Source organism: Burkholderia sp. LMG 13014 (genome assembly GCF_905232215.1).
Lineage (GTDB): Bacteria > Pseudomonadota > Gammaproteobacteria > Burkholderiales > Burkholderiaceae > Burkholderia.
Genome location: NZ_CAJNKE010000129.1, coordinates 1 through 12,870 on the forward strand (window position 1 = coordinate 1; position 12,870 = coordinate 12,870).

10 protein-coding genes are annotated in these 12,870 nt (G+C 64.5%); 9 read left to right on the forward strand and 1 reads right to left on the reverse strand.

The features are described 5' to 3' along the window. The first annotated feature begins 365 nt into the window (after window positions 1–365). Both JYJ84_RS15680 and JYJ84_RS15685 read left to right on the forward strand, forming a co-directional pair. Window positions 366–2,441, forward strand: a complete 2,076-nt coding sequence (locus JYJ84_RS15680) for a molybdopterin-dependent oxidoreductase (RefSeq protein WP_175222926.1) — start codon at window positions 366–368, stop codon at window positions 2,439–2,441. 136 nt (window positions 2,442–2,577) lie between these two features. Continuing rightward, window positions 2,578–4,251 (forward strand): long-chain fatty acid--CoA ligase, encoded by a 1,674-nt coding sequence (locus JYJ84_RS15685; protein ID WP_175222927.1) that lies wholly within the window; start codon window positions 2,578–2,580, stop codon window positions 4,249–4,251. A gap of 281 nt (window positions 4,252–4,532) precedes the next feature. Here the strand turns inward: JYJ84_RS15685 and JYJ84_RS15690 are convergent, their stop codons facing one another. After that, complete coding sequence (locus tag JYJ84_RS15690; protein ID WP_122944389.1) at window positions 4,533–5,684, reverse strand: porin; 1,152 nt, start codon at window positions 5,682–5,684, stop codon at window positions 4,533–4,535. 276 nt (window positions 5,685–5,960) lie between these two features. Between JYJ84_RS15690 and coq7 the strand changes: the two genes are divergently transcribed. From coq7 to murF, 7 genes are all read left to right on the forward strand, one after another. Then, window positions 5,961–6,587 (forward strand): 2-polyprenyl-3-methyl-6-methoxy-1,4-benzoquinone monooxygenase, encoded by a 627-nt coding sequence (gene coq7 / locus JYJ84_RS15695; protein WP_027788457.1) that lies wholly within the window; start codon window positions 5,961–5,963, stop codon window positions 6,585–6,587. Between the two features lie 386 nt (window positions 6,588–6,973). Then, window positions 6,974–7,402 carry a division/cell wall cluster transcriptional repressor MraZ gene (gene mraZ, locus JYJ84_RS15700; protein ID WP_006487094.1) on the forward strand — a complete coding sequence of 143 codons (429 nt, stop codon included), beginning with the start codon at window positions 6,974–6,976 and terminating at the stop codon, window positions 7,400–7,402. Window positions 7,403–7,425: 23 nt separating this feature from the next. Further along, window positions 7,426–8,367: a 16S rRNA (cytosine(1402)-N(4))-methyltransferase RsmH gene (gene rsmH, locus JYJ84_RS15705; RefSeq protein ID WP_175222928.1), complete on the forward strand. Its 942-nt coding sequence runs from the start codon at window positions 7,426–7,428 to the stop codon at window positions 8,365–8,367. After that, window positions 8,364–8,705: a cell division protein FtsL gene (ftsL, locus tag JYJ84_RS15710; protein ID WP_122944391.1), complete on the forward strand. Its 342-nt coding sequence runs from the start codon at window positions 8,364–8,366 to the stop codon at window positions 8,703–8,705. The genes rsmH and ftsL overlap by 4 nt, the downstream gene beginning before the upstream one ends. Further along, window positions 8,702–10,549: a penicillin-binding protein 2 gene (locus JYJ84_RS15715; protein WP_174960491.1), complete on the forward strand. Its 1,848-nt coding sequence runs from the start codon at window positions 8,702–8,704 to the stop codon at window positions 10,547–10,549. Before ftsL ends, JYJ84_RS15715 begins: the two co-directional genes overlap by 4 nt. Further along, a complete protein-coding gene (locus JYJ84_RS15720; RefSeq protein WP_175222929.1) occupies window positions 10,546–12,084 on the forward strand; it encodes a UDP-N-acetylmuramoyl-L-alanyl-D-glutamate--2,6-diaminopimelate ligase in 1,539 nt (512 codons plus the stop codon). The genes JYJ84_RS15715 and JYJ84_RS15720 overlap by 4 nt, the downstream gene beginning before the upstream one ends. Beyond that, window positions 12,081–12,870, forward strand: a 790-nt coding sequence (gene murF, locus JYJ84_RS15725) for a UDP-N-acetylmuramoyl-tripeptide--D-alanyl-D-alanine ligase (RefSeq protein WP_240201862.1), incomplete at its 3' end; no start/stop codon positions are given. The genes JYJ84_RS15720 and murF, both read left to right, overlap by 4 nt.

The following is a 12,870-nucleotide window of genomic DNA, read 5'->3' on the forward strand; positions in this document are numbered from 1 at the left end:
GGGACGGAGGATGACGTGCTCACATCACCGCGCCCAAGCGCACCCAATTGCAGCGTTCGGTTCCCAAAGAGCCGATATCATTCGCGATCCTTGGGTCTATCGATCCTATCTCCGCTCAAAACTGCAATTCCTTCATCCCCGTGGATCGGTTGGCGCCGTCGTGCGCGATCCGCTTTCCATCGTCGACAACGAACACCGGGTTGGCCATGCAAGTCTCCCCCGCGGAAGACTCACGGAACAACCGAAACTCTCCTCGCTTCCTCCAATCGCATATCGGTCGGATAACTCGGAATCCGCACGAAATGAACGCTTTATTTGGCGCGTCCACGTAAAATTTGCGAATCCCCATCTCTGCATTCAAAACGATGAACGCCGCCATTCAGGTAGCCCGGGCCGTTTGCCCGCATGATTGTCCGGACACGTGCGCAATGCGTGTGACTGTCGAAAACGGCAAGGCGATCAAGGTCACGGGCGATCCCGACCATCCGCCGACGCAAGGCGTGTTGTGCACGAAAGTCAGCCGATACGCCGATCGCGTTCATCACCCCGACCGCCTCACCGTCCCGCTCAAGCGCATCGGCGCGAAAGGGGAAGGGCGTTTCGTGCCGATCAGCTGGGACGAGGCATTGGATGAGATCGGCCGTCGTCTCGGTGAGATCGCGACGCGCGCACCGGAAGCGATCCTGCCGTATAGCTATGCCGGGACGATGGGGCTCGTGCAGGGGGAGGGCATCGCCCAGCGGTTCTTCCACAAGCTCGGCGCGTCGCGACTCGAGCGCACGATCTGCGCGGCGGCTGGTGCGGCGGGGTTGCGTTACACCTATGGTGGCAGTCTCGGCATGCACCTCGAGCATTTCGAGGAAAGCGAGCTGATTCTGATTTGGGGTGCAAACCCGATCGCGTCGAGCCTGCACTTCTGGACGCGTGCGCAGGAAGCGAAGCGCCGAGGCGCACGTCTTGTCGCCATCGATCCGTACCGTTCGCTGACTGCGGAGAAGTGCCATCAGCATATCGCTCTGAAACCCGGCACCGATGGCGCGTTCGCACTCGGCATGATGCACGTGCTGATTACCGAAAACCTGCTCGATCACGACTACATCGCCAGCCATACGCTCGGCTTCGACGCGCTCAAGGAGCGGGCGATGTCCTATCCGCCAGAACGCGTTGCGCAGATCTGCGGCATCGACGCGTCGGAGCTGGTCGACCTTGCGCGTCGCTACGGCGCTACCCGCAAGGCATCGATCCGCCTCAACTACGGCATGCAACGCGTCCGCGGCGGTGGCAACGCGGTACGCGCGATCGCAAGCCTCCCGGCGCTGACGGGTGCCTGGCGGGATCGGGCCGGCGGGCTGTTGCTCTCGTCGTCGGAATCCGCGCCGGTCAACCAGGCGGCGCTGCTGCGCCCGGACTTGATGCCGGGCTGGCCGCACACGCTGCCGCGCATCATCAACATGAACGCGATTGGCGATGCGCTGCTGCACCCGGGCGATGCAACCTTCGGGCCGAAAGTTGAAGCGGTGATCGTGTACAACTCGAATCCGGTGGCCGTCGCGCCGGATTCTTCGAAGGTCGCCGCAGGGTTCGCGCGTGACGATCTGTTCACGGTCGTTCTCGAGCATTTCAAGACAGATACCGTCGATTTCGCCGACATTGTGTTGCCGGCGACCACGCAGCTCGAACATCTGGACATCCACAAATCGTACGGCCACACCTACGTGATGGCGAACCTGCCGTCGATTCCCCCGGTGGAAGACGCACGGCCGAATACGGAGATCTTCCGTGGCATCGCGCGCAGCATGGAGCTCGACGAGCCCGCGCTCTATCACAGCGACGAGGAGGTCGCGCGCGCGGCGCTCCGCTGGGACGATCCGGTGCTCGACAGCGATTGGGACACGCTGAAACGCGATGGCTGGCTGAAGCTCAAGCTGCCGGAGGCGCCGTTCGCTGAGGGCGGTTTCCGTACGCCATCCGGCAAGTGCGAGTTCTACAGCCCGCGGCTCGAGCAGATGGGGGTGGATCCCGTGCCCGACTACCTGCCGCCGTTCGAATCGGCCGAGGCTGCGCCCGAGCTTGCCGCGCGCTATCCGCTGGCGATGATTTCGCCGCCGGCCCGCCATTTCCTGAACAGCACGTTCGTGAACGTCGACAGCCTGCGTCATACGGAAGGCGAGCCGCACCTCGACATCCACCCGTCGGACGCCGAGGCGCGCGGCATCGCCGAGGGCGACGTCGTACGGATCTTCAACGACCGCGGATCGATGCAGGCGCTCGCGAGAATTACCGATCGTGCACGTGCCGGGCTCGTCGTCGGGCTGTCGATCTGGTGGAAGAAGCTGTCACCGGACGGCCGGAACGCAAACGAGGTGACGAGCCAGGCGTTGACCGATCTTGGCAATTCGGCGACGTTTTACGATTGCCTTGTGGAAGTTGAACGCATTTGATCGAATATCCCCGTATGATCAGACGATTTGCCACGGAAGTTCGAAGTGGACATCTAACCCTGTTGTCTCGGGACGGGCGAGCCGTTACGATGCGTTTTAGCACGACCATTCGAAAATCTGTGAGGAGACGCGCAGTATGGACAAAATTTGGCTGAAATCGTACCCACCCGGCGTTCCAGCCGAAATTGACGCGTCTCCTTATCCCTCTGTCCCGGACCTGCTCGACGAAAGCTTCCGGCAGTATCGCGACCGCACGGCGTTCGTCTGCATGGGCAAGGGCATCACGTACGGCGAACTCGACAAGCTGTCGCGCCAGTTCGGCGCGTGGCTGCAATCGCGCGGGCTTGCGCGCGGTGCGCGCGTCGCGATCATGATGCCCAACGTGCTGCAGTATCCCGTGGCGATCGCCGCGGTACTGCGCGCAGGCTACACCGTCGTCAACGTCAACCCGCTCTATACGCCGCGCGAGCTCGAACATCAGCTGAAGGACAGCGGGGCGGAGGCGATCGTCATCCTCGAGAATTTCGCGTCGACGCTGCAGGCTGTCATCGAGAAGACGGGCGTCAAGCACGTCGTCGTCGCATCGATGGGCGATCTGCTGGGCATCAAGGGCTGGCTCGTCAACTACGTCGTGCGCAACGTGAAGAAGATGGTGCCTGCCTGGCAGCTGCCGTCGTTCACGCGCTTCAAGGCCGCGCTGTCGGAAGGCGCGCGGCAGGCATTCAAGGCGCAGAAGATCGGCCCCGACGACGTGGCGTTCCTGCAATACACGGGCGGTACGACCGGCGTGGCGAAGGGCGCGACGCTGCTGCACCGGAACATCGTGTCGAACGTGCTGCAGGCGGGCGCCTGGCACCATCCGGCTCATGAGAAGTATCCGGAGGTGAAACAGTTCGTGACCGTTGTCGCGCTGCCGCTGTATCACGTGTTCGCGCTGACCGTCTGCGGCTTCCTGACGATGCGTACTGGCGGCATGGGCATCCTGATCCCGAACCCGCGCGATATCGCCGGCATGATCAAGGAACTGAAGGGCTACCAGATCTCGACGATCCCGGCGGTCAACACGCTGTACAACGCGCTGCTGAACCACCCGGAATTCAATCAGCTCGACTTGTCGAAGCTCGTGATCGCCAACGGTGGCGGCATGGCGATCCAGGAGGGCGTCGCGAAACGCTGGTATGAAAAGACCCATACGGCGATCATCGAAGGCTACGGGTTGTCCGAAACATCGCCGGTGGCGACCTGCAACCCCGTGACGGCGACCGAGTACAGCGGGACGATCGGCCTGCCGCTGCCGTCGACCGAAGTGGCGATTCGCGACGACGCCGGCAACGACGTCGCGCTCGGCGAACCCGGCGAGATCTGCATCCGCGGGCCGCAGGTGATGGCCGGCTACTGGAACCGGCCGGACGAGACCGCGAAGGTCATGTTCGCGGACGGCTTCTTCAAGACGGGCGACGTCGGCGTGATGGATGCGCGAGGCTACGTGAAGATCGTCGACCGGAAGAAGGACATGATTCTCGTGTCGGGCTTCAACGTGTATCCGAACGAAGTCGAGGACGTAGTGGCGTCGCACCCGGGCGTGTTCGAGGTGGCGGCGGTCGGCGTGCCCGACGAGCATTCCGGCGAAGCCGTGAAGCTGTTCATCGTGAAGAAGGATCCGGCGCTCACCGACAAGGACATCCTCGCCTACTGCAAGGAGCGACTCACCGGCTACAAGCGGCCGAAGCTGGTCGAGTTCCGTACGGAACTGCCGAAAACGAACGTCGGCAAGATCCTGCGGCGCGAACTGCGCGACGGACGCGCGTAACGGCGCGCTCGATCGAACGAACGGAAAAGCCCGGCTTGTGCCGGGCTTTTTTGTTTGCCGCGCGGTTCCGAAGTGGCCGTTTCCGAACGAGGCTTGCTTTCGGAATGGGCTCGCTGCGGCGGCAGTGCGTATCGGCGCGGTAAGACGGCACGGCGCCTCTACGACGGGCGCGTCGCGGTCGATACGGCTCACCGCGCTTTAGCTTGGCGGCTGCGCCGACCGGAAAAGAAAAAGGCGCCCGAAGGCGCCTTCAATATGCTGCGGCTTGTCAGGCAAGCTGATTAGAACTTGTGACGGATACCGACGCGTGCTGCAACCTGGTTGCTGGTGCTCGAACCTGCGAGACCGTTGATCGCTGCGGTTGCCTGGATCACGTTGCCGTTCGCGTCGAGCACGTTGCCCGATGCGTGCTGGTACACGCCGATCGCGTAGACGTCGGTGCGCTTCGACAGGAAGTAGTCGACACCCAGCGAGCCCTGGTGATACTTGGCTGCCGAGCTGCCGTTGATCTTGCTGCCCTGCGTGTAGTCGTACGCCGCGCCGAGAATCAACGCCGGAGTCAGCTGATACTTGAAGTTGAGTTCGCCGTTGTTGAACGTCGCGGACTGGTTCACGAACGGGCCTGCCGAGAAGCCCTTGAACTTCGTGTTCGAGTACGTCGCGCCGATCGTCGCTGCGCCGAACGTGTAGGCGCCGCCGGCACCGATGACCTGGTACGTGTTCGCGTTGTTCGCGTATGCGCCGTAGATCGGCGACGAGACCGACGAAGACGCGGAACCGTTGTTGAACATGCCGCCGAACTGGTTCGGCGTACGTGCGTTCAAGTAACCGACGCCCAACACCAGCGGGCCGTTGTTGTAGCCTGCGCCGAGCGACCAGACCTGGTTCTTCGCGAACTGGCCGGCTTGACCGCCGAAGCTGTACATGCCGCCGAACGAGATGCCGCCGTAGGTGTTGCTCGTGAACTTGACCGCGTTGTTCACGCGATAGGCGTTGTTGAAGTTGTCGAGGTCACCCGGGTGAGCGGCGATGTAGCCACCCCACTGGTCACCTGCCTCGAGCGGGCCGACGAAGTCGACGACGGAGTCGTACTGACGACCCAGCGTGACCGTACCGTACTGGCTCGACAGGCCGACATAAGCCTGACGACCGAACATCAGGCCGCCCTGACCGAGCTTGCCGCTGTTCACGTCGAAACCGTTTTCGAGAGTGAAGATCGCCTTCAGGCCGCCACCGAGGTCTTCGGTGCCGCGCATGCCGAAGCGGCTGCCTTGCATCACGCCGCTGGCCATGCTGTACAGGTGCTTGCCGCCTGCGTTGTTGTTGAAGAGCAGGCCTTCATCGATGATGCCGTAAAGCGTCACGCTGCTTTGCGCATGGGCAGCGCCAGCGAACGCGCCCAGCGCGACGAGCGCGAGAAGCGACTTTTTCATTAACGGATCTCCAAGAATCACTGAATTTTTTTGGCGGGGCAGATAGTTATGTTCTGTTGACGGGCCCCATCAACTTCGCAAGAAGTCGCACGTAATGTAGCAAAACCGTTTTTTGCCACAAAGCGAAATGCCGCAGCGCAAGGCCGCCATGTTTCCTTTATGCAACAATGGTTAAAATCACGGGTTAACCGCAATTTCCGCTGAATAATCAAGTCGGTTACGCAGCGGACTCGTGCCCTTGCCGCTCGCGGCAGCACCTGCAGCCAGGAGAACAGGATGGTGTTTGATGAACTGATCAGCGAATTCGATCGCGGCCTGCGATCGCTGACCGGCATTAGCCGGATGAGCCGCCCGGTGCCCGCACCGGCCGAGGCGCCGGCCGTCGAGCTGACGCCTGCGGAGCGCACGCATGCCGCCGGGCTGATGCGCGTGAACCACGTCGGCGAGGTCTGCGCGCAGGCGCTCTACCAGGCGCAGAAACTCACCGCGCGCACGGCATCGGCGAAGGCGATGTTCGAGGAAGCCGCGCGCGAGGAGGAGGACCACCTCGCGTGGACCGCGCACCGCCTGAAGGAGCTCGACTCGCGTCCGAGCCTGCTGAACCCGCTCTGGTATGCGGGTTCGCTCGCGATCGGCGTGGCGGCCGGCGCGCTTGGCGACAAGGTCAGCCTTGGCTTCATGGCCGAGACCGAACGGCAGGTCGAGAGTCATCTCGAAGGCCATATGTCCGAGTTGCCGGCGGCCGATACCGCGTCGCGTGCGATCGTCGACCAGATGCGTATCGACGAAGTGAAGCACGGCAAGGCCGCGGCCGACGCAGGCGGGATCGAACTGCCGCTGCCCGCACGGATGCTGATGCGCGCCGCATCGAAAGTCATGACGAGCACTGCGTACTATCTGTGAGATTCACACCGGGGCGATGCGTGACGTCGCCCCGGTTCCCCACCGCTGATACCGCCCGTTTATTCCTCGTTTTCCCGCCCCCGAAAGCCCCGTCCGCACACCCGTCTGGCCCGTCTTTCTCACGTATCACCTTCACAAGTTGCACTAGCTCATTCATTTATAACGGTTTTTGGAATGAGGGGCCGCATGAGCATGTGCGCGTAAGTCCTTGTTCTAACTAACAAAATTCGTCAAAAATGCGGGCCGCTCCCTTGACCGTGCCACACCCTTCCTCTAAAGTGGGAGACAGTGTGAGAAAGTGTATTTTTGTGTGATTTGGCGGGCTATTCCGGCTAAATTCTCAGCATGTAGCGGGTGCTTCGGTGCCCTGAACGGGAGAGCGGAAAGTGTTCCAAGGGGCGTCGGCGCTGACGCTCGATGCGAAAGGGCGGATGTCGGTGCCGGCTCGCTATCGCGAAGCGCTGCAAGGACAGGCAGAAGGACGGGTGACTGTGACCAAGCACCCGGACGGCTGCCTGTTGCTGTTTCCGCGCCCCGAATGGGAAGTATTCCGCGCCAAGATCGCCGCGCTGCCGATGGACGCGCACTGGTGGCGGCGCATTTTTCTCGGCAATGCGATGGATGTCGATCTCGACAGCGCCGGCCGGATTCTCGTATCGCCCGAGCTGCGCATGGCAGCCGGACTGGAAAAGGAAGTCATGTTGTTGGGAATGGGTAGTCACTTCGAGCTGTGGGATTCGCAAACCTACAACGCGAAGGAGCAGGCAGCGATGGCGCAGGGCATGCCCGACGCGCTGAAGAATTTCACGTTCTGATTGCGGTGACGGAGACGCCCGCGATGGGAAACGAATTGCAACATCGGACCGTGTTGTTGGACGAAGCGGTCGACTCGCTCGTGACGCGACCGGACGGCATCTATGTCGACGGCACGTTCGGGCGCGGCGGCCATAGCCGCGCGGTGCTCGCGCGGCTGGCGCCGGCCGGGCGGCTGATCGCGTTCGACAAGGATCCGAGAGCGATCGAGACGGCGCAGGGCATCGAGGATGCGCGCTTCTCGATCGTGCATGACAGCTTTGCATCGATGCGCGACGCGCTTGCGGCGCGCGGCGTCGAGAAGGTGTCGGGTGTGTTGCTCGACCTGGGCGTGTCCTCGCCGCAGGTGGACGATCCGGCGCGCGGCTTCAGCTTCCGCGCCGATGGTCCGCTGGACATGCGGATGGATCCGACGCGCGGCGAGTCGGCGGCGGAATGGCTCGCACGGGTTTCGGTGCAGGAATTGACGGAGGTGATACGGGATTATGGGGAAGAACGGTTTGCTTTTCAGATTGCAAAGGCGCTTGTTGCTCGCCGGGCAGAGTCCGACCGTCTTGGGCCTCTCGACACCACGGGCGAGCTTGCCCAAATCGTGGGTCACGTCGTCAAAACCCGTGAGAAGGGCAAGGATCCGGCAACCCGCACCTTTCAGGCTATACGGATTCACGTCAATCAAGAGCTTGCGGACCTGCAAGTCGTACTAGACGCGGCACTGTCGTTGCTGGATCAAGGGGGGCGGCTGGTGGTCATCAGCTTTCATTCACTCGAGGACCGGATCGTCAAGCGATTCATGCAGGCGCACGCGAGTGCGCCTGCAGTCGATCGTCGCCTGCCGATCCGTGCCGTCGACCTCCCGAGCCCCCCCCTCAAGATCATCGGCCGTCATTTCCCGAGCGAAGCGGAAGTGACGGAGAATCCGCGTGCCCGTTCGGCCGTGATGCGCATTGCGGAGCGCGTCACGCCATGAGCCGCTTCAATATCTTCCTGCTGATCATCGTGATGGGTTGCGCGCTGTCGGTCGTCAATTCGACGAACCAGCAGCGCCAGTTCTTCATCCAGCTGCAGCGTGCGCAGTCGCAGGAGCGTCAGCTCCAGCAGGACTACGCGCAGCTTCAATATCAGCAGAGCGCGCTGTCGAAGACGTCGCGCATCGAGCAGCTTGCGAACGACTCGCTGAAGATGCAGCCGATCACGACCGGCCGCACGCAATACCTGACGCTGCCGCCGGGCGCCGCGAAGGCGATCGATGCGCCGATCCCGGCTTCGGCGGACACGGCTGGCAAGGGCAAGGGGGGCGCGCGATGAAGCCGTCCCAGAAGCGCCAGAACGTGAAGTTCTCGTCGAGCCCCGTGCTGGGCGTGCATCTGCCGATGTGGCGCTCGAAGTTCGTCGTGTTCCTGCTGTTCATGGCGTTCGTTGCGCTGGCCGCGCGCGCGTTCTGGATCCAGGGGCCCGGCAACGCGTTCTATCGGAAGCAGGGCGAAAGCCGCTACCAGCGCACGATCGATCTGCCGGCGACGCGCGGCAAGATCCTCGACCGTAACGGGCTCGTGCTCGCGACGAGTCTGCCCGTGCGCGCGATCTGGGCGATTCCCGACGCGGTGCCGGACGATCTCGACGCCGACAAGGTCAACCAGCTCGGCAAGCTCCTCGGCATGACGCCGAAGGAACTGCGCGTGAAGCTGTCGGAAGACAAGGGTTTCGTCTACGTCAAGCGCCAGGTGCCGATCGACGTCGCCGACAAGGTCGCCGCGCTCGACATTCCCGGTATCTATCAGCGCAACGAATACAAGCGCTTCTATCCGGAAGGCGAGATCACCGCTCACCTGATCGGCTTCACGAACGTCGAGGACGAAGGGCAGGAGGGCGTCGAACTGGGCGACCAGAAGATGCTGTCCGGCACGTCGGGCGTGCGTCGCGTGATCAAGGACCGGATGGGGCACATCGTCGAGGACGTCGCCGAGCAGATCCCGCCGCACAACGGCACCGACGTCGACCTGTCGATCGACAGCAAGATCCAGTACATCGCGTACGCGAACCTGAAGGCCGCGGTCGAGAAGTTCAAGGCGAAGGCCGGCGCGGCGATGGTCGTCGACGTGCGCACCGGCGAGGTGCTCGCACTCGTCAACTACCCGACGTACAACCCGAACGACCGCTCGCGCATGACGGGCGAGCAGTTGCGCAACCGGATCATGACCGACGTGTTCGAGCCGGGCTCGATCATGAAGCCGTTTACGGTGTCGCTTGCGCTCGACCTGCACCGCGTGACGCCGAACACGCTCGTCGAGACGGGGAACGGGCATTTCGTGCTCGACGGCGCGCCGATTACCGACGACGCCGGTTTCGGCACGCTGACGGTCGGCGGCGTGATCCAGAAGTCGAGCAACATCGGCGCGACGAAGATCGCGATGACGATGCGGCCCGAGGAAATGTGGAATATGTATACGAGCATCGGCCTCGGCCAGGCGCCGAAGGTCGGGTTCCCGGGCGCGGTGGCCGGCCGCCTGCGTCCGTGGAAGAGCTGGCGCCGCATCGAACAGGCGACGATGTCGTACGGCTACGGCCTGTCGGTGTCGCTGTTCCAGCTCGCGCGTGCGTACACGGCGATCGCGCATGACGGCGAGCTGATGCCCGTGACCATTTTCAAGACCGACCCCAACCAGCCGGTCGTGGGTACTCAGGTGTTCAACCCGACCACTGCGCGCGAAGTGCGCGCGATGCTCGAGACGGTGGTGGCGCCGGGCGGCACGTCGCCCGATGCGGCCGTGCCGGGCTATCGCGTCGGCGGCAAGAGCGGCACCGCGTACAAGCATGAAGGTCACGGCTATACGCGCAAGTACCGCGCGTCGTTCGTCGGGATGGCGCCGATGCCGAATCCGCGCATCGTCGTCGCGGTATCGGTCGACGAGCCGACCGCCGGCAGCCACTTCGGCGGCCAGGTGTCCGGCCCCGTATTCTCGGCGATCGCCGGCGACACGATGCGTGCGCTGAACGTGCCGCCGAACATGCCGATCAAGCAGCTCGTCGTGTCTGACGATTCGCCGGCAGCACCATCTGCGACGGGGCCGCAAAAGCTGGCCGCGGGCGGCGGTGCGAAGCATATGATCGTGTCCAGCACGACGCGTAATTCACCAGGAGTTGTTCGATGAGCGCCGCTCGCAGTTCCCATCCGGCGCATCAGCAGATCGCAGCCGCGCTTGCGTGGCTGCGTCAGCATGTGGCCCCCGCCGCGCAACTGCATGCCGACACGCGCAGCCTCAAGGCTGGCGACGTGTTTGTCGCGTATGCAGTCGACGGGGCCGACAATCGTGCCTTCATCGTCGACGCCGTCGCACGCGGTGCGGCCGCGGCGCTGTATCAGCCGGAAGGGCTGGACGCGGCGCCGGCGGTGCCCGTCGCACTGGCCGTGCCGGCGCTCGACCAGCTCGCCGGCGAGATCGCCAGCGGCTGGTACGGCGATCCGAGCGACAGCCTGCTCGCGGTGGGTGTGACCGGCACGAACGGGAAGACCTCGTGCACGCAATGGATCGCCACCGCGCTGACGGCGCTGCACCAGCCGTGCGCGGTGATCGGCACGCTCGGCACCGGGATGCCCGGCCAGCTCGTGCCGACGGGTTTCACGACGCCCGACGCGCCGCAACTGCAACGCAGCCTCGCGCAGTTGCGCGACGCGGGCGCGAAGGCGGTGGCAATGGAAGTGTCGTCGCACGCGCTGCACCAGGGGCGCGTGAACGGTACGGCCTTCGACATCGCGGTGTTTACGAATCTCACGCAGGATCACCTCGACTATCACGGCACGTTCGATGCGTACGAGGCCGCGAAGGCGAAGCTGTTCGCATGGCGCGGCCTGCGCGCGGCGGTCGTCAACCGCGACGACGCAGCCGGCCGGCGCCTGCTCGAGAAACTCGCCGGCCGCGTGCGCACGATCGCGTACGGGATCGGCGACGCACCGGCGCCTGACGCCGATCGCGAACTGGTCGCGCTCGACGTGCGCGCCACCGCGACCGGCACGGCGTTCCATCTGCGTTCGTCGTGGGGCGACGCCGACGTCGAGGTCGGTACGCTCGGCACGTTCAACGTCAGCAACCTGCTCGCGGTGCTCGGTTCGCTGCTCGCGGCCGACGTGCCGTTCGATGCGGCGCTCGCCGAGATCGCACGGCTCGAGTCCGTGAACGGCCGGATGCAGCGGCTCGGCGGCCGGCTGCAGAACGACGAACCGCTCGTCGTGATCGACTACGCCCATACGCCCGACGCGCTCGAAAAGACGCTCGACGCGCTGCGCCCGATCGCGACGGCGCGCGGCGGCCGGCTCGTCTGCATGTTCGGCTGCGGCGGCGATCGCGATGCGACGAAGCGCCCGCTGATGGGTGCGATCGCAGAGCGGCTCGCCGATGAAGCCGTCGTCACGAGCGACAACCCGCGCAGCGAGAATCCGCAGCGCATCATCGACCAGATCGTCGCGGGCATGACCGCGCCCGATCACGCCCGCCGTATCGAGGATCGCGCGAGCGCGATCCTGCAGGCCGTGCGCGGCGCCGCACGCGAGGATGTCGTCGTGCTGGCCGGCAAGGGCCACGAGGCCACGCAGGAAATCATGGGCAAGAAACGCACGTTCTCCGACCAGGATCACGCGCGGCTCGCGCTGGCAGCGCGCGCGACGCATGGCAAGGGAGGCGCCGAATGACGATGCTCAGTCTCGGCGAAGCCGTTCGCCTGATCCCTGGCGCAACCGTCCACGGCGACTCGAGTGTCACGTTCGACCGCGTGTCGACGGACAGCCGCACGGCCGGCCCCGGCGACCTGTTCGTCGCCCTGAAAGGCGAGCGCTTCGATGCGCACGACTTCCTGGGCGATGTCGCTGCGCGCGGTGCTGCCGCGGCGCTGGTCGCGCACATGCCGGCGGGCGTCGCGATGCCGGCGATCGAGGGCGGTGAAACGCGGGCCGCGCTTGGTGCGCTCGCACACGGCTGGCGCAAACGATTCGCGCTGCCGCTCGTTGCGGTGACGGGCAGCAACGGCAAGACGACCGTCAAGGAAATGATCGCGTCGATCTTCGCGGCGGCGGTCGGCGCCGACGCGCGGCTCGCAACGGCCGGCAACCTGAACAACGATGTCGGTTTGCCGCTGACGCTGCTGCGCCTGTCGGCCGCGCATCGTCTCGCGGTGATCGAGATCGGGATGAACCACCCGGGCGAGACCGAAGTCCTCGCACGCCTCACGGCGCCGACGGTCGCGCTCGTCAACAACGCGCAGCGCGAGCACCAGGAGTTCATGGCGACGGTCGAAGCCGTCGCGCTCGAACACGCGGCCGTGATTCACGCGCTGCCGCCGGACGGTGTCGCAGTGTTCCCGGCCGATGACGCGTATGCGGGCATCTGGCGCGTCGCGGCGACCGGCAACCGGATCCTCGATTTCGCGCTGCACGATGCCGAACGGCAGAACGACGCGCAGGTCACGGGCCGTCTTCACG

Bases quoted from the DNA above. Each gene is read 5' to 3' on its own strand.
- JYJ84_RS15680 (WP_175222926.1), top strand. From the start codon at position 366: ATGAACGCCGCCATTCAGGTAGCCCGGGCCGTTTGCCCGCATGATTGT.
- JYJ84_RS15685 (WP_175222927.1), top strand. From the start codon at position 2,578: ATGGACAAAATTTGGCTGAAATCGTACCCACCCGGCGTTCCAGCCGAA.
- JYJ84_RS15690 (WP_122944389.1), bottom strand. From the start codon at position 5,684: ATGAAAAAGTCGCTTCTCGCGCTCGTCGCGCTGGGCGCGTTCGCTGGC.
- coq7 (WP_027788457.1), top strand. From the start codon at position 5,961: ATGGTGTTTGATGAACTGATCAGCGAATTCGATCGCGGCCTGCGATCG.
- rsmH (WP_175222928.1), top strand. From the start codon at position 7,426: ATGGGAAACGAATTGCAACATCGGACCGTGTTGTTGGACGAAGCGGTC.
- ftsL (WP_122944391.1), top strand. From the start codon at position 8,364: ATGAGCCGCTTCAATATCTTCCTGCTGATCATCGTGATGGGTTGCGCG.
- JYJ84_RS15715 (WP_174960491.1), top strand. From the start codon at position 8,702: ATGAAGCCGTCCCAGAAGCGCCAGAACGTGAAGTTCTCGTCGAGCCCC.
- JYJ84_RS15720 (WP_175222929.1), top strand. From the start codon at position 10,546: ATGAGCGCCGCTCGCAGTTCCCATCCGGCGCATCAGCAGATCGCAGCC.